The organism is Nonomuraea sp. NPDC050663, from assembly GCF_044456985.1.
GTDB lineage: Bacteria > Actinomycetota > Actinomycetes > Streptosporangiales > Streptosporangiaceae > Nonomuraea.
The window spans coordinates 544,798-570,090 of record NZ_JBITGL010000004.1 but is presented as its reverse complement, the minus strand read 5'-3'; the positions used below and the strand labels follow the sequence as shown (position 1 = coordinate 570,090).

The window sequence follows — 25,293 nt, the reverse complement described above, 5'->3', positions numbered from 1 at the left end:
CGGCAGCGCGAAGAGTACGAGGCGAGAATGACTGCGAACGACACCAAGCTCATCGAGGCCCTGCGTTCCTCCCTGAAGGAGACGGAACGGCTGCGCGCGCAGAACCGTTCCCTCACCGACGCGGCGCACGAGCCGATCGCGATCGTGGGGATGGCCTGCCGCTATCCCGGTGGCGTGCTCTCGCCGGAGAACCTGTGGGAGCTGGTGGCCTCCGGCACGGACGCCATCGGAGAACTGCCCGCCAACCGTGGCTGGGATCTGGAGCGGCTCTACGACCCCGACCCCAGCAGCCGCGGCACCACCTACTCGCGGCACGGCGGCTTCCTCTACGACGCGGGCGACTTCGATCCCGGCTTCTTCGGGATCTCGCCGCGCGAGGCTCTGGCGATGGACCCCCAGCAGCGGTTGTTGCTGGAGACGTCGTGGGAGGCCATCGAGCGCGCCGGCCTCGACCCCGACGCCCTGCGCGGCAGCCGTACCGGCGTGTTCGCGGGCGTGATGTACCACGACTACGCCTCCGCTTCCACGCCTGCCGAGCTTGAAGGGCTCATCGGCACCGGCACCTCGGGCAGCATCGCCTCCGGGCGGGTGTCGTACACGTTCGGGTTCGAGGGTCCCGCGGTCACCGTCGACACGGCCTGCTCGTCGTCGCTGGTGGCGCTCCACCTGGCCGCGCAGTCGCTGCGCTCGGGGGAGTGCGACCTGGCGCTGGCCGGCGGGGCGACCGTCATGGCGACGCCAGGGACCTTCGTGGAGTTCTCGCGGCAGCGAGGGCTGTCGGTGGACGGGCGGTGCAAGGCGTTCTCCGCTTCGGCCGACGGCACCGGCTGGGCCGAGGGTGTGGGCATGCTGCTGGTCGAGCGGCTGTCGGACGCGCGGCGTCACGGGCACCGGGTGCTGGCCGTGCTGCGGGGGAGTGCGGTCAATCAGGATGGTGCGAGCAACGGTCTGACGGCGCCGAACGGTCCTTCGCAGCAGCGGGTGATCCGTCAGGCGCTGGCGAATGCCAGGCTGGCTCCGGCTGATGTCGACGTGGTCGAGGCGCACGGCACCGGCACCACGCTCGGGGATCCGATCGAGGCGCAGGCGCTGATCGCGGCCTATGGGCAGGATCGTGAGCGGCCGTTGTGGCTGGGGTCGTTGAAGTCGAACATCGGGCATGCGCAGGCGGCTGCGGGTGTGGCCGGTGTGATCAAGATGGTCATGGCGATGCGGCACGGCGTGCTTCCGCGGACCTTGCATGTGGATGCCCCCTCTCCGCACGTCGACTGGTCGGCGGGGGCTGTCGAGCTGCTGACCGAGGCTCGGGCGTGGGATGTGGAGGATCGTCCGCGCCGGGCCGGGGTGTCGTCCTTCGGTGTGAGCGGGACGAACGCCCATGTGATCATCGAGCAGGGGCCGGTGGATGAGGAGCCGGAGGCGGCCGAGACCCGGCTTTCCGTGGCGCCGTGGGTGTTGTCGGCCCGGACTCCGGAGGCTTTGCGGGAGCAGGCTGTCCGGCTGGCTTCGTGGGTCGAGGAGCGGCCTGAGCTGGAAGTGGGCGACGTCGCGTGGTCGTTGCTGACCACTCGGTCGACGCTGGAGCAGCGGGCTGCTGTGGTGGGTGCGGATCGGGCCGAGCTGATGGCGGGCCTGCGGGCCCTGGGTACGGCAAGCGCAGCGGGTGGCCGGTTGGCGATGTTGTTCGCCGGGCAGGGGAGTCAGCGGGTCGGCATGGGCGCTGAGCTGGCGGCTGCGTTCCCGGTGTTCGCCGAGGCGCTCGACGAAGTGTGCGTGCTGCTTCCGGCCGGACTGCGGGAGACGATGTTCGCGGGTCCGGTCGAGGCGCTGAACCAGACCGGCATGACGCAGCCGGCGCTGTTCGCCTTCGAAGTAGCGCTCTACCGTCTGCTGACCTCGCTGGGTGTCACCCCCGACGTGCTCGTCGGGCACTCGGTGGGCGAGATCGCCGCCGCGCACGTTGCGGGCGTGTTGTCGCTGGCCGATGCATGCACACTCGTCACGGCCCGCGCGCAGCTGATGCAGGCGCTGCCTGAAGGCGGCGCGATGCTGGCCGTCGCCGCCCCTGAAGCTGCGGTGGCGCCGCTGCTGGAGGGCCGCATCGATGTCGGCATCGCCGCCGTCAACGGCCCCGCCTCGGTGGTGATCTCCGGCAGCGAAGCCGCGATTGAAGAGATCGCTGGCCAGGTGCAGGCGCGCACGCGCCGCTTGAAGGTGTCGCACGCTTTCCACTCGCCGCTGATGGATCCGATGCTGGATGCCTTCGAGCAGGTCGTCTCGCGTCTGACGTTCAACGAGCCGTCGATCCCGATCATGTCGAGTGGTTCCGTGACCGACCCCGCCTACTGGGTGCGGCATGTGCGTGACGCCGTGCGCTTCGCCGATGGCGTGGCGGCTTCTGCGGCGAACGTGTTCGTGGAGATCGGCCCGGACACCACCCTCACCGCCCTGGCCCAGCAATGCCTGGACGAGGGCGTGTTCATCCCCGCCACCCGCAAGGACCGCGACGAGGTCCGCTCGCTGGTCGAAGCGCTCGGCACCCTCCACACCCACAACGTGCCGATCTCCTGGGCGTCGATCGTCGCCCCGGCCAAGCACGTCGACCTGCCGACCTACGCGTTCGAGCACCAGCGCTTCTGGATCACCACACAGGCCGTGGCGGGCTACGTGGCGGATGCGGGACTCGGCGCGATCGACCACCCGCTGCTGAGCGCGGTGACCGAGGTCGCCGGTGGCGAGTCGGTCATCTTCAGCGGGCGCCTGTCTCTGCAGGCTCAGCCGTGGCTGGCCGACCACGCGGTGAACGGCACCGTGCTGGTCCCGGGGACGGGGCTGCTGGAGCTGGCGCTGCGGGCGGGTGCCGAGGTGGGCTGGCCGCTGGTGCGGGAGCTGACGTTGCAGGCTCCGCTGGTGCTCCCGGCCGAGGGTGGTCTGCAGGTGCAGGTCGTGGTCGGCTCGGAGGAGTCGGGTGGCCGTCCGGTGTCGGTTCACACGCGTCCGGAAGGCGATCCGGCTGCGGCATGGGTGGGCCACGCTGAGGGTTTCCTCGCCGCGGAGAGCGTGTCGGCGGGCTTCGACCTGGCGCAGTGGCCGCCGGTCGGAGCGCAGGCGATCGAGATCGCGGATGCGTATGACGTGCTGCTCGGAATGGGATATGAGTACGGGCCGGTCTTCCAGGGCCTGCGCGCGGTATGGCGGCGGGACAACGAAGTCTTCGCCGAGGTGGCGCTGCCGGAGGAAGCGCATGCCGAAGCGAGCCGCTTCGGGGTGCACCCGGCTCTGCTGGACGCCTCGCTGCACGCGCAGTTGGTGGCGGCCGACGGGCCATTGGTGGTGCCGTTCTCGTGGGCCGGGGTGCAGCTGTTCGCTTCGGGTGCGGCGTCGGTTCGGGTGCGGTTGACGCAGGTGCGCGACAACGCGGTGGCGTTGGCCGTGGCTGACGAGGCTGGATCTGCGGTGTTGTCGGTGGAGGCGTTGTCCGTCCGCCCGATCACCGCCGAGCAGCTGTCCGCCGGCCGCCGATCCGACTCGCTCCAGCACATCGAGTGGTCGCCTCTCTCCACTGCTCAGGTCGAGCCGGTGGAGCTGGTGGATCTGTCGGTGGCGCGCACTTCGGGTGGCGTGGTGCCGGAGTCGGTGGTGTTCGTGGTGGATTCGCCGGTGGCGGACGTGCCGGGTGCGGTGCGCGAGTCGGCGGCGGGTGTGCTGGCGGTGGTGCAGGAGTGGCTGGCCGATGAGCGGTATGCCGGTTCTCGGTTGGTGGTGGTGACGCACAGCGCGGTGGTGGTGGGCGGGGCTGGGGATGTGGATCTCGGTGTCGCCGGGGTGTGGGGTCTGGTGCGGGCGGCCGAGGCGGAGAATCCCGGCCGGTTCGCGCTGGTGGACGTCGACGAGAGTGATGAGACCTGGCGGATGCTGGGTGCGGTGGTCGGTTCGGGTGAGCCGGAGGCGGCGATCCGTGATGGCGAGGCGTGGGTGCCTCGTCTGGCTCGGGCGGCCAGGTCGGAAGAGGCGGTCCTGGAGCTCGACGGCACGGTGCTGGTGACAGGTGGCACGAGTGGACTCGGTGCGCTGGTGGCCAAACATCTGGCCGGTTCCCACGGGGTGAGCCATCTGCTGCTGGCCAGTCGGCGCGGCGAGCAGGCTCCGGGCGTCACCGAGCTCGTGTCCGAGTTGTGGCAGCTGGGCGCCCAGGTGACCGTCGCGGCCTGCGACGTCGGTGACCGCGATGCGCTGGCCGAGCTCATCGCCGCCATTCCGGCTGACCGCCCGCTGAGGGCCGTGGTGCACGCGGCAGGTGTGGCTGACAACGGCCTGGTCGCCTCGCTGACTCCCGAGCGGTTCGACAGGGTGCTGACTCCGAAGGTGGACGCGGCCTGGCATCTGCACGAGCTGACCCGTGATCTCGATCTGTCTGCGTTCGTGCTGTTCTCGTCGGCGGGTGGGCTGGTTCTGGCCGCTGGGCAGGGGAGCTACGCGGCGGCGAACGTGTTCCTGGACGGGCTGGCGCAGGTGCGTCGGGCTCAGGGGCTGGCGGCGACCTCACTGGCCTACGGGCTGTGGGATGCCGAGACCGGGCTGAGCGGCTGGCTCAGCGAGGCCGATCTGGAGCGCATGCGCCGCCAGGGGCTGCCGCCGCTGTCGGTGGAGGAGGGCCTTGCTGCCTTCGACGCCGGTCTGACCAGCGGTGAGGCGGTGCTGGTGCCGCTACGGGTGGACGCGGCGGCGCTGCGTTCCCGAGGCGGGGAGCTGCCGGCGTTGCTGCGCGGTCTGGTGCGCAGCCCTGCACGGCGAGTGGCACGGGCGGGCGGTTCTGCGCTGGCGCAGCGGCTCGCCGGAGCGGACGAGACGCGTCGGCTGGAGATCGTGCTGGAGGTCGTACGCCACGAGGTCGCCTCCGTGCTGGGGCACGCGTCGGCGTCGGCGATCCAGCCGGATCGCGCCTTCCAGGAGCTGGGCTTCGACTCGCTGACCGCGGTCGAGCTGCGTAATCGCCTGATCGCGGTGTCGGGGCTGCGGCTGCCGGCGACGCTGGTCTTCGACTACCCGAACGCGCGGGTGGTGGCCGAGTACCTGGCCGAGCAGTACAGCGGTGAGGCTTCGTCCCGGGCTGTCGCGGTCGCCAGGACGGTCACCGATGACGAGCCGATCGCGATCGTGGGCATGGCCTGCCGCTACCCGGGCGGCGTGTTGTCGCCGGAGGACCTGTGGCGGCTGGTGATGTCCGGCACGGACGCCGTCGGTGAGTTCCCGACCGACCGCGGCTGGGACATGGAGAGGATCTACAACCCCGACCCGAGCAGCCAGGGCACCACCTACACGCGGCGCGGCGGCTTCCTGTACGACGCGGCGGAGTTCGATCCCGGCTTCTTCGGGATCTCGCCGCGTGAGGCTTTGGCGATGGATCCGCAGCAGCGGTTGTTGCTGGAGACGTCGTGGGAGGCGATCGAGCGGGCCGGGCTGGATCCGGTGGGGTTGCGCGGTAGCCGTACGGGCGTGTTCGCGGGCGTGATGTACCACGACTACGGTCTCGGCACCCCGGCGAGCACCAGCGGCGGCAGCCTGGTGTCGGGGCGCGTGTCGTACACGCTGGGGCTGGAAGGTCCTGCGGTCACGGTCGACACGGCGTGTTCGTCGTCGCTGGTGGCGCTGCACTGGGCGGCCCAGGCGCTGCGCTCGGGCGAGTGCGATCTGGCGCTGGCCGGTGGCGTGACCGTGATGTCGACGCCGGGCATGTTCATCGAGTTCTCGCGCCAGCGCGGCCTGGCTCCCGACGGCCGATGCAAGTCGTTCGGCGCCTCCGCTGATGGGGCCGGCTGGGCCGAGGGTGTCGGCGTGCTGCTGGTCGAGCGGCTGTCGGACGCGCGGCGCAACGGCCACCAGGTGCTGGCCGTGCTCCGGGGCAGCGCGATCAACCAGGACGGTGCGAGCAACGGTCTGACGGCGCCGAACGGGCCCTCTCAGCAGCGGGTGATCCGGCAGGCGCTCGCGAGTGCCGGGCTGTCGACCGCGGATGTCGACCTGGTCGAGGCGCACGGCACGGGAACGGTGCTGGGCGACCCGATCGAGGCCCAGGCGATCATCGCGACCTACGGGCAGGACCGTGAGCGGCCGCTGTGGCTGGGGTCGCTGAAGTCGAACATCGGGCATGCGCAGGCGGCTGCTGGTGTCGCCGGTGTGATCAAGATGGTGATGGCGCTGCGTAGCGGTGTCATGCCGCGCACGTTGCATGCCGAGAGTCGTTCGGAGCACGTCGACTGGTCGGCGGGTGCGGTCGAGTTGTTGACCGAGGCTCGGGCCTGGGATGTGGAGGATCGTCCCCGTCGGGCGGCGGTGTCGTCGTTCGGAATCAGCGGGACGAACGCGCATGTGATCATCGAGCAGGGGCCGGTGGCGGAGGAGCCCGAGTCGGTTGAGGGTGCCCTTCCCGTGTCGCCGTGGCTGCTGTCGGCTCGCACGCCCGAGGCGCTGCGGGAGCAGGCTGCCCGGCTCGCGTCGTGGGTCGAGGAGCGGCCTGAGCTGGAAGTGGGCGACGTCGCGTGGTCGCTGCTGACCACCCGGTCGACCTTGGAGCAGCGGGCTGCTGTGGTGGGCGCGGATCGGGCCGAGCTGGTGGCGGGCCTGCGGGCCCTGGGTACGGCGAGCTCGTCGGGTGGCCGCTTGGCGATGTTGTTCGCCGGTCAGGGCAGTCAGCGGGTCGGCATGGGCCGCGAGCTGGCGGCGACCTTCCCGGTGTTCGCCGAAGCCCTCGACGAAGTGTGTGCTCTCCTGCCTGGTTCTCTCCGGGAGACGATGTTCGCTGGCCCGGTCGAGGCGTTGAACCAGACGGGCATGACCCAGCCGGCGCTGTTCGCCTTCGAAGTCGCGCTCTACCGGCTCCTGACGTCTCTGGGTGTCACCCCGGACGTGCTGGTCGGGCACTCGGTCGGTGAGATCGCCGCCGCGCACGTCGCCGGGGTGTTGTCCTTGGCCGATGCATGCACGCTGGTGACTGCCCGTGCCGAGTTGATGCAGGCGCTGCCCGAGGGCGGTGCGATGCTGGCCATCGCCGCCCCCGAAGCGGCGGTTCTTCCCCTGCTGGAGGGCCGCTCCGATGTCGGTATCGCGGCGGTCAACGGCCCGGCGTCGGTGGTGATCTCGGGCAGCGAGACCGCGGTGGAGGAGATCGCGGCCCTGGTGGACGCGCGCACCCGACGCCTGAAGGTGTCGCACGCCTTCCACTCGCCGCTGATGGATCCGATGCTGGCCGACTTCGAGCAGGTCGTCTCCCGGCTGACCTTCCACGAGCCGCAGATCCCGATCATGTCGAACGTGACCGACCCTGGCTACTGGGTGCGCCACGTGCGCGACGCGGTCCGCTTCGCCGACGGGATTGTGGCCAGCCAGGCGAACGTCTTCCTGGAGATCGGCCCGGACACCACCCTCACAGCCCTGGCCCAACAGAGCCTGGACGAGGGCGTCTTCATCCCCACAGCGCGCAAGGACCGCGACGAGGCCCGCTCGCTGGTCGAAGCCCTCGGCACCCTCCACACCCACAACGTGGAGATCGACTGGACCACGATCGTCACCCCGGCCAAGCACGTCGACCTGCCGACCTATGCCTTCCAGCACCAGCGCTTCTGGTCCCCCGTCAAGGTCGAGACCAGCGACATGCTGGGCGTCGGCCTGGGCGGCCTGGATCACCCGCTGCTGAGCGCGGTAACCGAGGTCGCGGGCGGCGAGGCAGTCATCTTCAGCGGACGCCTCTCCCTCCAATCTCAGCCCTGGCTGGCCGACCACGCGGTGAACGGCACCGTGCTGCTCCCCGGCGCAGGACTGCTCGAACTGGCATTGCGGGCGGGCGCAGAGGTGGGCCGGCCCGCGGTGCAGGAACTGACCTTGCAGGCTCCCCTGGTGCTTCCGGCCGACGGCGGTCTGCAGGTGCAGGTCGTGGTCGGCTCGGAGGAGTCGGGCGGCCGGCCGGTGTCGGTTCACACGCGTCCGGAAGGCGACCCGGGCGCGGCCTGGGTGGGTCACGCCGAGGGATTCCTGACCGCGGAGAGCGCGTCGGCGGGCTTCGACCTGACGCAATGGCCGCCGACGGGCGCGCAGCCGGTCGACGTCGCGGATGCGTATGACGTGCTGCTCGGAATGGGATACGAGTACGGGCCGGTCTTCCAGGGACTTCGCGCGGTATGGCGGCGGGACAACGAAGTCTTCGCCGAGGTGGCGCTACCAGAGGAAGCGCATGCCGAAGCGGGTCGCTTCGGGGTGCACCCGGCTCTGCTGGACGCTGCGCTGCACGCACAGCTGGTGGCGGGCGACGGCCGGCTGGTCCTGCCGTTCTCGTGGGCTGGAGTGGAGCTCTTCGCGGCCGGTGCGGCATCGGTTCGGGTGCGGTTGACGCAGGCGCGGGACAACGCGGTGGCGTTGGCCGTGGCTGACGAGGCCGGGTCGGCGGTGTTGTCGGTGGGAGCGTTGTCCGTCCGCCCGATCACCGCTGAGCAGCTGTCCGCAGGCCGCCGATCCGACTCGCTGCATCGGCTCGAGTGGGCCGCGGCCCCGGCCGGTCCCGCGCAGGTACCGGGCTGGGTCGCGGTCGAGTCGCTGGACGGGACCGTGGCCGAGTGCGTGCTGGTCGAAGCGTCGGCCGGGGTGCACGACGCGCTGCGGCTGGTGCAGGAGTGGCTTACCGATGACCGGTACACGTCGTCGCGCCTGGTCCTCGTGACTCGCGGCGCTGTTTCGGTCGCGGGCGAGGGACCGGATCCGGCGCAGGCGGCGGTGTGGGGTCTGGTGCGCGCGGCGCAGGCCGAGCAGCCGGGCCGGTTCGTCCTGCTCGACCTCGAAGCTGGAGCCCTCGACGAGTCTCTCGTGGGCCGGGCGCTGGCGTCGGGCGAAACGCAGGTCGCTGTCCGCGACGGCGCGGTGTGGACGCCCCGCCTGGCCCGCGCGGCGGCTACAGCGGAGGCGCGTCCGAACGAGACTCACGGCCAGGCGGAGGACGCGGGCTCGGAGCCGGTGTTCGGTCCTGAGGGTGCGGTGCTGGTGACCGGTGGCCTGAGTGGCCTGGGTGCGCTGGTGTCTCGTCATCTGGTGTCGGCGTACGGGGTGCGTGAGCTGGTGCTGGTGAGCCGGCGCGGTGATCGGGCTCCGGGTGCGGCCGAGCTGGTGGAGCAGTTGTCGGGGCTGGGTGCTTCGGTGCGGGTGGCGGCCTGCGACGTGGGCGATCGCGAGGCGGTGGCGGCGCTGGTGGCGTCGGTGCCTTCGCTGAAGGGCGTGGTGCACGCGGCGGGCGTGTTGGACGACGGTGTGGTCACCGCGTTGACGCCCGAGCGGTTGGAGGCGGTGCTGAAGCCTAAGGCCGAGGCGGCCTGGCATCTGCACGAGCTCACCCGCGACCTCGATTTGAGAGCGTTCGTGTTGTTCTCGTCGCTGGCGGGTGTGCTGGGCGGTCCTGGGCAGGGCAATTACGCGGCGGCCAACGCGTTCTTGGACGCGCTGGCCGAGCATCGTCGGGGGCTGGGGCTGGCGGGCACGTCGCTGGCCTGGGGCCTGTGGGAGATCGGCGGTATGGCCGAGGAGCTCACCGAGTCCGAAGTCCGGCGCATGGCGCGCCTGGGGCTCAAGCCGCTCTCGGAAGCGGAGGGCCTGGCGCTGTTCGACGCCGCCCTGGGGCACGAGAACCCCGCGCTGATCGCGGCCAAGTTCGCTCAGACGAGGGTCACCAACCGCGCGGCGCCGCCCAAGGCGGGCGCCACCGGGCTCGCGGCACGGGTGGCCGCCATGGAACCGGCCGAACGGCGGTCGGTCCTGTCCGACCTGGTACGCCAGGAGGTGGCGACGGTCCTCGGGCATGACACCAAGGACGCGGTCGCGGCCGATCGGGCCTTCCAGGACCTCGGCTTCGACTCGCTCACCGCGGTCGAGTTCCGCAACCGGCTCAGCACGGTCACCGGCATGCGGCTGCCCGCGACCCTGATCTTCGACTACCCGACCGCCCAGGCGGTCGCGGAGTATCTCGCCTCCGAGCTGGCGGGCGGAACCGTCGAGCAGACGGTGACCCGGGGCGTCGGGGCGGCGGACGAGCCGATCGCGATCGTGGGCATGGCCTGCCGCTACCCCGGCGGCGTGCTGACCCCCGAAGGGCTGTGGAACCTGGTGGCCTCCGGCACGGACGCCATCTCCGAGTTCCCCGGCGACCGCGGCTGGGACGTGGAGAGGATCTACAACCCGGATCCGGAGAGCAAGGACACCTCCTACGTGAAGCACGGCGGCTTCCTCTACGACGCCGCCGACTTCGACCCCGGCTTCTTCGGCATCAGCCCGCGCGAGGCGCTGACCATGGACCCGCAGCAACGGTTGTTGCTGGAGGCGTCGTGGGAGGCGATGGAGCGGGCCGGAGTCAGCCCCGTCGAGCTGCGCGGTAGCCGTACCGGCGTGTTCGCGGGCGTGATGTACCACGACTACGGTCTCGGCGCCCCCGCGTCGACGAGCGGCGGAAGCCTGGTGTCCGGCCGCGTGTCCTACACCTTCGGGTTCGAGGGCCCCGCGATGACGGTGGACACCGCGTGCTCGTCGTCGCTGGTGGCGCTGCACCTGGCGGCGCAGGCCCTGCGCTCGGGCGAGTGTGATCTGGCCCTGGCCGGTGGCGTCACGGTGATGTCGACGCCCGGCACGTTCATTGAGTTCTCCCGGCAGCGTGGCCTGGCTCCCGATGGCCGGTGCAAGTCCTTCGGCGCCTCGGCGGACGGCACGGCGTGGGGCGAGGGCGTCGGCGTGCTGCTCGTCGAGCGGCTGTCCGACGCGCAGCGTAACGGGCACCAGATCCTGGCCGTGGTGCGAGGCAGCGCGGTCAACCAGGATGGTGCGAGCAATGGCCTGACCGCGCCGAACGGTCCTTCGCAGCAGCGGGTGATCCGTCAGGCGCTGGCGAGCGCCGGGCTGTCGACCGCCGATGTGGACGCGGTCGAGGCGCATGGCACGGGGACCGTGCTGGGCGACCCGATCGAGGCCCAAGCGCTGATCGCGACCTATGGGCAGGACCGTGACCGGCCGCTGTGGCTCGGCTCGCTGAAGTCCAACATCGGTCACACCCAGGCCGCCGCCGGAGTCGGTGGCGTGATCAAGATGATCATGGCTATGCGGCACGGCGTCCTCCCTCGCACCCTGCACGCCGAGGAGCGATCGGGACACATCGACTGGTCGGCGGGGGCCGTGGAGCTGCTGACCGAGCCGGTCGCCTGGCAGCAGAACGGTCACCCCCGTCGGGCCGCGGTCTCCTCGTTCGGGATCAGCGGCACGAACGCGCACGTGATCATCGAGGAGGTTCGGGCGGAGGAGCCCGAGCCGAGTACCAATGAGCTCCCGGTGTCGCCGTGGCTGCTGTCGGCCAAGACTCCTGAGGCGCTGCGGGCGCAGGCTGCCCGGTTGGCAGAGTGGGCCGAGGAGTGGCCGGAGGTGGACCCGGCGTGGACGCTGGCCACCGGTCGGGCGCTGCTGGAGCAGCGCGCTGTGGTGGTGGGTGCGGACCGGGCCGAGCTGGTGGCGGGCCTGCGGGCTTTGGCCGAGAGCGGTACGGCGAGCGCAGCGGGCGGCCGGTTGGCGATGCTGTTCGCCGGTCAGGGCAGTCAGCGGGTCGGCATGGGCCAGGCGTTGGCCGCAGCCTTCCCGGTCTTCGCCGAAGCCCTCGACGAGGTGTGCGCCCTGCTCCCGCCTGAGCTGCGGGAGACCATGTTCGCTGGTCCCGTCGAGGCGCTGAACCAGACCGGCATGACCCAGCCGGCGCTGTTCGCCTTCGAGGTCGCGCTCTACCGGCTGCTCACCTCGCTGGGCGTCACCCCGGACGTGCTGGTCGGGCACTCTGTGGGCGAGATCGCCGCCGCACACGTCGCCGGGGTGCTGTCCCTGACCGATGCATGCACCCTCGTCACCGCCCGCGCCGAGTTGATGCAGGCGCTGCCTGAAGGCGGTGCGATGCTGGCCATCGCCGCCCCCGAAGCCTTAGTGGCGCCGCTGCTGGAAGGCCGCACCGATGTCGGCATCGCCGCCGTCAACGGCCCCGCCTCGGTCGTCATCTCCGGCAGCGAGGCCGCGGTGGAGGACATCGCGGCCCTCGTGGACGCGCGCACCCGACGCCTGAAGGTGTCGCACGCCTTCCACTCGCCGCTCATGGACCCCATGCTGGACGCCTTCGAGCAGGTCGTCTCCCAGCTGACGTTCAACGAGCCATCCATCCCGATCATGTCCACTGGCCAGGTCACCGACCCCGCCTACTGGGTGCGGCACGTGCGCGACGCCGTACGCTTCGCCGACGGAATAGCGGCCAGCCAGGCCCACCTCTTCCTGGAGATCGGCCCGGACACCACCCTCACAGCCCTGGCACAGCAGTGCCTCGACGAGGGCGTCTTCGTCCCCACGGCCCGCAAGGACCGCGACGAGGTCCGCTCGCTCATCGAAGCCCTGGGCGCCCTCCACACCCACGGCACCACCATCGACTGGACTGCGATCCTCACCCCCACCCCCCACGTCGACCTGCCCACCTACGCCTTCCAGCACGACCGCTTCTGGGTCGGCGTGCAGCTGGGCGCGGGCGACGTGGACGCGGCGGGCCTGGCCGCGATCGATCACCCGCTGCTGAGCGCGGTGACGGAGGTGGCGGGTGGCGAGTCGGTGGTCTTCAGCGGCCGGCTGTCGGTCAAGGCCCAGCCGTGGCTGGCCGACCACGTGGTCAACGGGATGGTCATCGTCCCGGGAACCGCGCTGGTGGAGCTGGCGGTGCGGGCGGGCGAGGAACTGGGCAGCCCGCAGGTCCGCGAGCTGACCCTGCAGGCACCACTCATGCTCCCCGAGAACGGCAGCGTCCAGGTTCAGGTGGTGGCCGGTGGTGGCGCGGTGGCGATCCACTCCCGAGCCCAGGACGCCGACGGTTGGACGCTGCACGCGCAGGGCGAGCTGTCCGCTGACCTTGCCGAGCCGGGCTTCGATGTCGCGGTCTGGCCCCCGGCCGACGCGCAGCCGGTAACGGTCGACAGCCTGTACGACGACCTGGCGCGGATCGGCCTGGAGTACGGCCCCACCTTCCAGGGCCTAGCCCGCGCCTGGGCGCGACCGGGTGAGGTGTTCGCCGAGATCGTCCTTCCCGAGGAGGCGCATGCCGAAGCGGGTCGCTTCGGGGTGCACCCGGCCCTGCTGGATGCCGCGCTGCACGCCAGTGCGCTCGGCGATCTGCTGCCCGACCCCGAGCCCGGCAAGCCGTACCTGCCCTTCGCCTGGAACGGCGTGAGCGTCCATGCCACGGGAGCCACCACGCTCCGCGTGAAGGCCACCAAGAACACGAGTGCGGGAAGCACCAGCGTCACACTGGCCATCGCGGACGGCAACGGAACACCCGTGGCGGACATCGAGGACCTCACCGTCCGTGCCCTGACGATCGCGAGCACGGGCACCGGCCTCACCTCCCTCCACGAGGTGACCTGGACCGCGCTCTCCACTGCTCAGGTCGAGCCGGTGGAGCTGGTGGATCTGTCGGTGGCGCGCACTTCGGGTGGCGTGGTGCCGGAGTCGGTGGTGTTCGTGGTGGATTCGCCGGTGGCGGACGTGCCGGGTGCGGTGCGGGAGTCGGCGGCGGGTGTGCTGGCGGTGGTGCAGGAGTGGCTGGCCGATGAGCGGTATGCCGGTTCTCGGCTGGTGGTGGTGACGCACAGCGCGGTGGCGGTGGGCGGGGCCGGGGATGTGGATCTCGGTGTCGCCGGGGTGTGGGGTCTGGTGCGGGCGGCCGAGGCGGAGAATCCCGGCCGGTTCGCGCTGGTGGATGTGGATGAGAGTGATGAGACCTGGCGGATGCTGGGTGCGGTGGTCGGTTCGGGTGAGCCGGAGGCGGCGATCCGTGACGGCGAGGCGTGGGTGCCTCGTTTGACCCGGGCGGCCAGGCCGGACGAGACGGTCCTGGAGCTCGACGGCACGGTACTGGTGACCGGTGGCACGGGCGGACTCGGCGCGCTGGTGGCCAAGCACCTGGCCGGCACCCACCACGTCGGACACCTGCTGCTGGCCAGCAGGCGCGGCGAACAAGCGCCCGGCGTCACCGAGCTCGTCGCCGAGCTGACCGAGCTCGGCACGACGGTCACCGTCGCCGCCTGCGACGTGAGCGACCGAGAGGCCCTGGCCTCGCTGATCGACTCCGTCCCCGCTGATCGCCCGCTGAGGGCCGTGGTGCACGCCGCAGGAGTGGCGGACAACGGGCTGGTCGCATCCCTCACCCCCGAACGGTTCGACGGAGTCCTCGGCCCGAAGGCCGATGCCGCCTGGCATCTGCACGAGCTGACCCGCGACCTCGACCTGTCGGCGTTCGTGCTGTTCTCCTCGGCCGGCGGGCTGGTCCTGGCCGCCGGGCAGGGCAGCTACGCCACGGCGAACGTGTTCCTGGACGGGCTGGCGCAGTTCCGCAGGGCCAAGGGGCTGGCGGCGACGTCGCTGGCCTACGGGCTGTGGGATGCCGAGACCGGGCTGAGCGGCTGGCTGAGCGAGGCCGATCTCGAACGTATGCGCCGCCAAGGCCTGCCACCGCTGTCGGTGGAGGAGGGCCTTGCCGCCTTCGACGCCGGTCTGACCAGCGGTGCGGCAACGCTGGTACCACTCCGCGTGGATACGACGGCGCTGCGCTCGCGCGCCGAGAGCCTGCCTGCGCTCCTGCGCGGCCTGGTGCGCGCCCCGGCAAGACGGGCCGCACGGGCGGGCGGTTCTGCACTGGCGCAGCGGCTCGCCGGAACGGACGAGACACGTCGGCTGGAGATCGTGCTGGACGCGGTGAGGCAGGAGGTCGCCACCGTGCTCGGACACGCGTCAGCGTCGGCGATCCAGCCGGACCGGGCCTTCCAGGAGCTGGGCTTCGACTCGCTGACCGCGGTCGAGCTGCGCAACAGGCTGATGGCGGTCGCGGGATTGCGGCTGCCGGCGACGCTGGTCTTCGACTACCCGAACGCGCGGTCGGTGGCCGAGTACCTGGCCGGGGAGCTCAGCGGCGAGGCGGCGGCCGGAGCGGTCGCCGTCACCCGGGCGCCATCCGACGACGAGCCGATCGCGATCGTGGGCATGGCCTGCCGCTACCCGGGCGGCGTGTTGTCGCCGGAGGACCTGTGGCAGCTCGTCGTGTCGGGCACGGACGCCATCGGCGAGTTCCCCACCGACCGCGGCTGGGACCTCGACAAGCTCTACGACCCCGATCCCGACACCCGAGGCACCTCCTACGTACGGCACGGCGGCTTCCTGTATGACGCGGCCGACTTCGACCCCGGCTTCTTCGGCATCAGCCCGCGCGAGGCCCTGGCGATGGACCCGCAGCAGCGTCTGCTGCTGGAAACCTCCTGGGAGGCCATCGAGCGTGCCGGGATCCGCCTGAACCAGCTGCGCGGCAGCCGTACCGGCGTGTTCACGGGCGTGATGTACCACGACTACACCTCCCAGCTGACCGTGATCCCGGACGAGCTCGAAGGGCTGATCGGCACCGGCAACTCGGGCAGCGTCGCCTCGGGGCGGGTGTCGTACACCTTCGGCCTGGAAGGCCCGGCGGTCACCGTCGACACGGCCTGCTCCTCGTCGCTGGTGGCCCTGCACCTGGCGGTGCAGGCGCTGCGGGCCGGCGAATGCGATCTGGCCCTGGCCGGAGGCGTCACGGTGATGGCGACTCCCGGCACCTTCATCGAGTTCTGCCGCCAGCGCGGCCTGTCCGTCGACGGCCGCTGCAAGGCCTTCTCGGCCGGGGCCGACGGCGCGGGCTGGAGCGAGGGCGTCGGCATGCTGCTGGTCGAGCGGCTGTCGGACGCCCAGCGCAACGGCCACCAGATCCTCGCCGTGGTGCGCGGCAGCGCGGTCAACCAGGACGGCGCCAGCAACGGTCTGACGGCGCCGAACGGTCCTTCGCAGCAGCGGGTGATCCGGCAGGCGCTGGCCAACGCGGGCCTGTCGCCCGCCGACGTGGACGCCATCGAGGCGCACGGCACCGGCACCCCGCTGGGCGACCCGATCGAGGCGCAGGCGCTGATCGCGACCTACGGCCAGGACCGGGACCTGCCCGTCTGGCTGGGTTCGATCAAGTCGAACCTGGGTCACACCCAGGCCGCCGCGGGTGCGGCGGGTGTGATCAAGATGGTGATGGCGATGCGCCACGGCGTGTTGCCGCAGACGTTGCACGTGGACGAGCCCAGCCCGCACGTCGAGTGGTCCGCCGGAGCGGTGGAACTCCTCACCGAGCCCAGGACGTGGCAGACGGGCGAGCACCCGCGCCGCGCCGCGGTCTCCTCCTTCGGGGTCAGCGGCACCAACGCGCACGTGGTCCTGGAGGAGGCTCCCACGCCCGCGCCCGCCAAGTCCGGGGCGGCAACCGAGCTGCCGGTGGTGCCGTGGGCGCTGTCGACCAAGTCCGGCGAGGCGCTGCGCGACCAGGCCGGGCGACTGGCGGCCTGGGCGGAAGCGGGCAGTCCCGCCGACGCCGACGTCGCCCACTCGCTGGCGACCTCCAGGTCGGTGTTCGACCATCGTGCGGTGGTCGTCGGCGCCGACCACGCCGAGCTGCTGTCCGGTACGGCGGCGCTGGCCGAAGGCGGCGTCAGCGGCGCGGTCGTCACCGGCGTGGCCACCGGCGACGGCAAGACCGTGTTCGTCTTCCCCGGCCAGGGCTCGCAGTGGCCGGGCATGGGCGTGGAACTGCTGGACTCCTCCCCGGTGTTCGCCCAGCGGATGGCCGAATGTGAGGTGGCGCTCGCCCCGTTCGTGGACTGGTCGCTGACGGGCGTGTTGCGCGGCGAGGACGGCCAGCCCGGCTTCGACCGGGTGGACGTGGTCCAGCCGGTCCTGTGGGCGATGATGATCTCCCTGGCCGCTGTGTGGCAGTCGGTCGGCGTCAAACCGGCCGCGGTGATCGGCCACTCCCAGGGCGAGATCGCCGCCGCCGTGGTGGCCGGGGCGCTGTCCCTGGAAGACGGCGCCCGCGTCGTGGCGTTGCGGAGCCAGGCGATCATCGCGCTGGCGGGCCGGGGCGGGATGGTGTCGGTGCCGCTGCCCGCCGCCGAGGTGGCCGAGCAGCTGGAGCGCTGGCAGGGCCGGATCTCCATCGCGGCGATCAACGGCCCCTCCTCCACCGTCGTCTCCGGTGACGTCGACGCCTTGGACGAGCTGCTGGCCGGCAACGAGCGGGCCAAGCGGATCGAGGTGGACTACGCCTCGCACTCGGCGCACGTGACCGCGATCAAGGACGACCTGGCGGGCCTGCTGGCCCCGGTCGCCCCCCGCATCAGCCACACCCCGTGGTACTCGACGGTCAGAGGCCTCTGGCTGGAGGGCATCGAGGCCGACGGCGCCTACTGGTACGAGAACCTGCGCGAGACGGTCGGCTTCGGCCCCGCCGTCGAGACCCTGGCGCAGGAGAACTTCCGCTTCTTCGTCGAGTGCAGCGCCCACCCGGTGCTCAAGATCGGCGTCCAGGAGAGCCTGGAGGGAGCCTCCGACGCCGCGGTCGTCGGCACGCTGCGCCGCGACGACGGCGGGCTGCGCCGGATGTGGACCAGCGCGGCCGAACTGTGGGTGCGCGGCGGCGAGGTCGACTGGACCCTGGCCGTCGCCCCCGCCAGGCCCGGACGGGTCGACCTGCCCACCTACGCCTTCCAGCACCAGCGCTACTGGCTGCTGGAGACCGGTGGAGCGGCCGACGCCGAGAGCCTCGGACTCTGGGCGACCGGGCACCCGCTGCTGCGGGCCTCCACCGGACTGGCCGAGAACGGCGCGACGGTGCTCACCGGACGCGTGTCCATCGCCACCCACCCGTGGCTGGTCGACCACGCCGTCAACGGGACCGTGCTGCTGCCCGGCACCGGGTTCGTGGAACTGGCCGTGCGGGCGGGCGACGAGGTCGGCTGCGACCTGCTGGAGGAGCTGACGCTGCAGGCGCCGCTCATCGTGCCCGAGCGCGGGGCGATCCAGCTGCAGGTGGCCGTCGCCGGACCCGACGACGACGGGCGCAGGAACCTCAACATCTACTCCCGGCCGCAGGACGCGCAGGACGAGCCCTGGACCCAGCATGCCGCCGGCATCCTGGCCAGGTCCGGCGCCGCCGTACCGGAGGCCGAGGAGGTCTGGCCGCCGGAGGGCGCGCAGGCCGTGAGCATGGACGGCCTCTACGACGACTTCGCGGCCATGGGCCTGAACTACGGTCCCGCCTTCCGCGGGCTGCAGGCCGCCTGGCGCAAGGACGACGAGGTCTTCGCCGAGCTGGCACTGCCCGAGACGATGGCGCGCGACGCCGCCAGGTTCGGGCTGCACCCGGCGCTCTTCGACGTCGCGCTGCACGCCACCGCCCTGGGCGGGTTCGTGGCCGACTCCGAGCCGGGACGCCCCTCGCTGCCCTTCGCCTGGAACGGCGTGGCGCTGCACGCCTCGGGCGCCACACGGTTGCGCATCAGGATCGCGCTGCTGGCCCAGGGCGCGGTCTCGCTCAAGCTGATGGACACCGCGGGCCTGCCCGTCGCGACGGTCGCCTCGCTGGCCGTGCGCCCGGTCGCCGTCGGACAACTCGACACCCCCCGCACCACCGGCCTCAGGAACAAGCTGTTCCAGGTCGAGTGGAGCGCTGCCCCGTCCGGTCCGGCGCAGGCGCCGAGCTGGGTGGCGGTGGAGTCGCTGGACGGTTCGGTGGCCGAGTGTGTGCTGGTCGAGGTGCCTGGTGGTGTGCGGGAGGCGCTGGGGCTGGTGCAGGAGTGGCTGGCCGATGAGCGGTACGGCTCGTCGAGGCTGGTGCTGGTCACCAGGAACGCGACGGGTGGGATGCCGGATCCGGCGCAGGCGGCGGTGTGGGGTCTGGTGCGTGCGGCGCAGGCCGAGCAGCCGGATCGGTTCGTCCTGCTCGACCTCGAAGCCGGGACGCTCGACGAGCCCCTGGTGGGCCGGGCGCTGGCGTCCGGCGAGGCGCAGGTCGCGGTACGCGACGGCGCGGTGTGGGTGCCGCGACTGGCCCGCACCACCCCGCCCCAGGACACACTGGAGCCGGTGTTCGGTCCTGAGGGTGCGGTGCTGGTGACCGGTGGCCTGAGTGGCCTGGGTGCGCTGGTGTCTCGTCATCTGGTGTCGGTGTACGGGGTGCGTGAGCTGGTGCTGGTGAGCCGGCGCGGTGATCGGGCTCCGGGTGCGGCCGAGCTGGTGGAGGAGCTGTCCGGGCTGGGTGCCACGGTGAGAGTGGCGGCCTGCGACGTGGGCGATCGCGAGGCGGTGGCGGCGCTGGTGGCGTCGGTGCCTTCGCTGAAGGGTGTGGTGCACGCGGCGGGCGTGTTGGACGACGGTGTGATCACCGCGTTGACGCCCGAGCGGTTGGAGGCGGTGCTGAAGCCTAAGGCCGAGGCGGCCTGGCATCTGCACGAGCTCACCCGCGACCTCGATTTGAGAGCGTTCGTGTTGTTCTCGTCGCTGGCGGGTGTCCTAGGCGGCCCTGGCCAGGGCAATTACGCGGCGGCCAACGCGTTCTTGGACGCGCTGGCCGAGCATCGTCGGGGGCTGGGGCTGGCGGGCACGTCGCTGGCCTGGGGCCTGTGGCGCGAGGGCGGACTGGCCGACCTCGACGAAGCCGACCTGCGGCGCCTCGCGCGCTCCGGCGTCGACCCGCTCACGGCGGAGGACGGCCTGACCCTCTTCGACGCCGCACTCGGCAACGGAGCGGCCACGCTGGTCCCCGCCCAGCTCAACCTCAAGGTCCTGGCGGCCCACGCGGACGCGCTGCCGCCCCTGCTGCGCGGCCTGATCTCGGCTCCCGCGCGGCGCGTGGTGACGGCGGCCTCCGAAGCGGCGGCCACCCTGAAGCAGCAGCTGGCGGCGCTGCCGCCGGCCGGACAGCAGGCCGTACTGGAAGACCTGGTCCGCGACCAGCTGGCCGTGGTGCTCGGCTTCTCCGACGCCTCCGCCCTCGACGAGGGCATCTCCTTCCAGGAGCTGGGCTTCGACTCGCTGATGGCGGTCGAGTTCCGCAACAGGCTCAGCGCGGTCACCGGCATGCGGCTGCCCGCCACGCTGATCTTCGACTACCCGACCCAGGCCGTGCTCGTCCCCTTCCTGGCGGGCGAGCTGCTCGGCAAGCGGGAGATCGCGGTCGCCTCCCGCGTGTCGGCTGGCGACGACGAGCCCATCGCGATCGTGGGCATGGCCTGCCGTTACCCCGGCGGCGTCGAATCGCCCGAGGACCTGTGGCGCCTGGTCGCCCAGGCGGGTGACGCGATCGGCGAGTTCCCCACCGACCGCGGCTGGGACCTGGCCAAGCTCTACGACCCCGACCCCGCCAACCGCGGCACCTCCTACGCCCGGCACGGCGGCTTCCTGTACGGCGCGGCGGAGTTCGACCCCGGCTTCTTCGGGATCAGCCCGCGCGAGGCCCTGGCGATGGACCCGCAGCAGCGCCTGCTGCTGGAGAGCTCCTGGCAGGCGATCGAGCGGGCCGGGATCGACCCCCACACGCTGCGCGGAAGCCGTACGGGCGTCTTCGCCGGAGTGATGTACCACGACTACGCCACCCAGCTGGGCGCGGTGCCCGAGGAGCTCGAAGGACTGATCGGCACCGGCAACTCGGGCAGCGTCGCCTCCGGCCGCGTCTCCTACACCTTCGGGTTCGAGGGTCCCGCGATGACGGTGGACACCGCGTGCTCCTCGTCGCTGGTGGCCCTGCACCTGGCCGTGCAGGCGCTGCGGGCGGGCGACTGCGACCTGGCGCTCGCGGGCGGCGTGACGATCATGGCCACGCCGTGGACGTTCGTCGAGTTCGCCCGCCAGCGCAACCTGTCGCCCGACGGCCGCTGCCGCGCCTTCGCCCAGGCCGAAGGCGGCGTGGGCCTGTCGGAGGGCGTGGGCATGCTGCTGGTCGAGCGGCTGTCGGACGCCCGGCGCAACGGCCACCAGATCCTCGCCGTCGTCCGTGGCAGCGCCGTCAACCAGGACGGCGCGAGCAACGGCCTGACCGCGCCGAACGGACCCTCGCAGCAGCGGGTGATCCGCCAGGCCCTGGCCAACGCCAGGTTGTCGGCCGTGGACGTCGACACCGTCGAGGCGCACGGCACGGGAACGGTGCTGGGCGACCCGATCGAGGCCCAGGCGATCATCGCCACCTACGGCCAGGACCGGCCGGAGGACCGGCCGCTGTGGCTCGGCTCGATCAAGTCGAACATCGGCCACGCCCAGGCGGCCGCGGGTACGGCCGGCGTGATCAAGATGGTGATGGCGCTGCGCAACGGCATCCTGCCGCAGACGCTGCACGCCGAGACCCGTTCCGAGCACATCGACTGGTCGGCCGGCGCGGTCGAACTGCTCACCGAGGCCCGCCCGTGGGAGGCCGCGGACCGTCCCCGCCGCGCCGCCGTCTCCTCCTTCGGGATCAGCGGCACCAACGCCCACGTCGTCCTGGAGGAGTCACCCGCCGAGCCGGAGAGGGCGCCTGGCGCGGATCTGCCCGCCCTGCCGTGGCTGCTGTCCGCCAAGTCGGTGGCGGCGCTGCGGGCCCAGGCGAGGCAGCTCAGGTCATGGGTGATGGCCCGGCCCGAGCTGGAGCCCGCCGACGTCGGCTGGTCGCTGGCCACCGGCAAGGCGCTCCTGGAACAGCGGGCCGCCGTGGTCGGCGCCGACCGCGCCGCCCTGCTGCGGGCCCTGTCGGCGCTGGCCGAGGGCGAGCAGGACGAGTCGGTCGTGGAGTCCGGGCTGGTGCGCGGGCGCGCCCGGCTGGCGATGTTGTTCGCCGGTCAGGGCAGCCAGTGGGCCGGCATGGGCCGCGAGCTGGCCGAGGCGTTCCCGGTGTTCGCCGAAGCCCTCGACGAGGTGTGCGCCCTGCTCCCGGCCGGAATGCGCGAGACCATGTTCGACGGTCCGGCCGAGGCGCTGAACCAGACGGGGATGACGCAGCCGGCGCTGTTCGCCTTCGAGGTGGCGCTGTACCGCCTCCTGACCTCCTTCGGAGTCACCCCGGACGTGCTCGTGGGTCACTCCGTCGGCGAGATCGCCGCCGCGCACGTGGCCGGGGTGCTGTCCCTGGCGGACGCGTGCACCCTGGTCACCGCCCGATCCGAGCTGATGCAGGCACTGCCCGAGGGAGGCGCGATGCTGGCCGTCGCAGCCTCGGAAGCCGACATCCTGCCGCTGCTGGACGGCTGCCCGGACATCGGCATCGCGGCGGTCAACGGACCGCAGGCCGTCGTGGTCTCCGGCAGCGAGACCGCGATCGAGGAGATCGCAGGACTGGTGCAGGCACGCACGCGCCGCCTGAAGGTGTCGCACGCCTTCCACTCGCCGCTCATGGACCCGATGCTGGACGCTTTCGAGCAGGTCGTCTCCCAGTTGACGTTCAACGAGCCGTCGATCCCGATCATGTCCAGCGGTTCCGTGACCGACCCGGGCTACTGGGTGCGGCACGTGCGCGACGCGGTCCGCTTCGCCGACGGGGTCGTCGCCAGCCAGGCGAACGTCTTCCTGGAAATCGGCCCGGACACCACACTCACCGTCCTGGCCCAGCAGAGTGTTCAGGACGGCGTCTTCGTCCCGGCCTCACGCCGCGACGGCGACGGCCCGCAGGCGCTGGCCAAGGCCCTCGCCCAGCTGCAGGTCCGCGGCATCGCGGTCGACTGGGACACCTTCTACGCCCCGGCCGCACCGGTCCGCGTTGACTTGCCCACCTACGCCTTCCAGCGCGAGCGTTACTGGGTGGCGGGGCAGGCGGGCGCCGGTGACATGGACGCGGCGGGCCTGGCCGCGATCGATCACCCGCTGCTGAGCGCGATGACGGAGGTCGCGGGTGGCGAGTCGGTGGTCTTCAGCGGCAGGTTGTCGACGGCGACGCACGCATGGCTGGCCGATCACGTGGTCAACGGGATGGTCATCGTCCCAGGGACGGCACTGGTGGAGCTGGCGGTGCGGGCGGGTGAAGAACTGGGCAGCCCGCAGGTCCGCGAGCTGACCCTGCAGGCACCGCTGGTGCTCCCCGAGAGCGGCAGCGTCCAGGTTCAGGTGGTGGCCGGTGGTGGCGCGGTGGCGATCCACTCCCGAGCTCAGGACGCCGACGGCTGGACGCTGCACGCGCAGGGCGAGCTGTCGGCGGAGGTGACGGAGCCGGGCTTCGATGTCGCGGTCTGGCCCCCGGCCGACGCGCAGCCGGTGACCGTCGACGACCTCTACGACGATATGGCGCGGATCGGCCTGGAGTACGGGCCGACCTTCCAGGGCCTGGCCCGCGCCTGGGCGCGGCCGGGCGAGGTGTTCGCCGAGATCGTCCTTCCCGAGGAGGCGCACGCCGAGGCCGCCCGGTTCGGGGTGCACCCGGCTCTGCTGGACGCCGCGCTGCACGCCAGTGCGCTCGGCGACCTGCTGCCGCAGCCCGAGCCCGGCAAGCCGTACCTGCCCTTCGCCTGGAACGGCGTGAGCGTCCACGCGACGGGAGCCACCACGCTCCGCGTGAAGGCCACCAAGAGCACCAACGCCGGGAACGTCGGCCTGTCGCTGGCCGTCGCGGACGGCAGCGGAACGCCGGTGGCGGACATCGGGGAGCTGACCCTCCGCGCCCTGAGCACGGCGAGCCTGGGCAGCACCGCGGCGCAGAACCTCTACCGGCTCGAATGGAGCGAGATCCCCGCGGGCTCCGCGCTCGCCCCGAGCTGGGTGGCGGTGGAGTCGCTGGACGGTTCGGTGGCCGAGTGTGTGCTGGTCGAGGTGCCTGGTGGTGTGCGGGAGGCGCTGGGGCTGGTGCAGGAGTGGCTGGCCGATGAGCGGTACGGCTCGTCGAGGCTGGTGCTGGTCACCAGGAACGCGACGGGTGGGATGCCGGATCCGGCGCAGGCGGCGGTGTGGGGTCTGGTGCGCGCGGCGCAGGCCGAGCAGCCCGACCGGTTCGTCCTGCTCGACCTCGAAGACAGCGCGCTCGACGCCAGGACGGTCGACCGGGCCCTGGCCACCGGCGAGAACCAGGTGGCGATCCGCTCCGGCACGGTGTGGACGGCCCGCCTGACCCGGGCGGCCAAGCCGGACGACGAGCTCCTGGAGTTCGGCCGCGACGGCACGGTCCTGGTCACCGGCGGCACGAGCGGGCTCGGCGCGCTGGTGGCCAAGCACCTGGCCGGCACCTATCGCGTCGGACACCTGCTGCTGGCCAGCAGGCGCGGCGAGCAGGCACCCGGCGTCGCCGAACTCGTCGCCGAGCTGACCGGGCTCGGCACGACGGTCACCGTCGCGGCCTGCGACGTGGGAGACCGGGAAGCACTGGCCGGGCTGATCGCGGGCATCCCGGCCGGCCTCCCGCTCCAGGGCGTGGTGCACGCGGCGGGAGTCCTCGACGACGGCGTGATCACCGCGCTGACGCCCGAGCGGCTGGAGACGGTGCTGCGGCCCAAGGCCGAGGCCGCCTGGCACCTGCACGAGCTCACCCGCGACCTCGACCTGTCGGCGTTCGTGGTCTTCTCCTCCCTGTCAGGAGTCCTCGGCGGCGCCGGCCAGAGCAACTACGCCGCGGCCAACGCCTTCCTGGACGCCCTCGCCCAGCAGCGCAGGTCCCAGGGACTGGCGGGCACCTCGCTGGCCTGGGGCCTGTGGGAGGCCGGCGGCATGGCGGGCGACCTGACCGAGGCCGACCTGCGCCGCATGGAGCGCATGGGACTCAAGCCGCTCACGGTCGCGGACGGCCTGGCCCTGTTCGACGCCGGACTGCGCCACGAGCTGCCCGCTCTGGTCGCCGCCCGGTTCGTCCAGGCCAGGGCCGCGTCGCGGACGGGGACGGCCCGCGCGGGCGCCCTCGACGGGCTGGCCGAGCGGCTGGCCGAGATGACCACCGCCGAGCGGCAGGCGGCCCTGTCCGACCTGGTGCGCGGCCAGGCCGCGACGGTGCTCGGCTTCTCCGACGCCTCGGCCATCGAACCACAGCGCCAGTTCCAGAGCCTGGGCTTCGACTCCCTCACCGCGGTGGAGTTCAGGAACCGCCTGGCCGCCGTCACCGGACTGCGGCTCCCGGCCACGCTGGTCTTCGACTACCCCACCTCGATCGAACTGATCGAGTACCTGATGAGTCACTTCGACGGCGCTCACGACGAGGAGGCGCAGATCCTGCGGCTCTTCGCCGAGATCGACAAGATCGAGAGCACGGTGGCGGGCCTCGACGAGGAGAGCACCGCACGAAACCGGCTGGTCGCCCGCCTGAAGGACCTGCTGACCGGGCTCAACGGCCCGGGTACGGCAGAGCACTTCGAGATGGCCACCGACGACGAGATGTTCGCCTTCATCGACAACGAGCTCGAAGTCTCCTGACCCCCTGTGCGC

1 protein-coding gene is annotated in these 25,293 nt (G+C 72.0%); it reads left to right on the top strand.

Features of this window, described 5'->3' with window-relative positions; genetic code table 11:
* The first annotated feature begins 27 nt into the window (after window positions 1-27).
* On the top strand, window positions 28-25,281 hold the full coding sequence (locus ACIBH1_RS15455; RefSeq protein WP_397314380.1) for an SDR family NAD(P)-dependent oxidoreductase: 25,254 nt from the start codon (window positions 28-30) through the stop codon (window positions 25,279-25,281).
* Window positions 25,282-25,293: the final 12 nt, after the last annotated feature.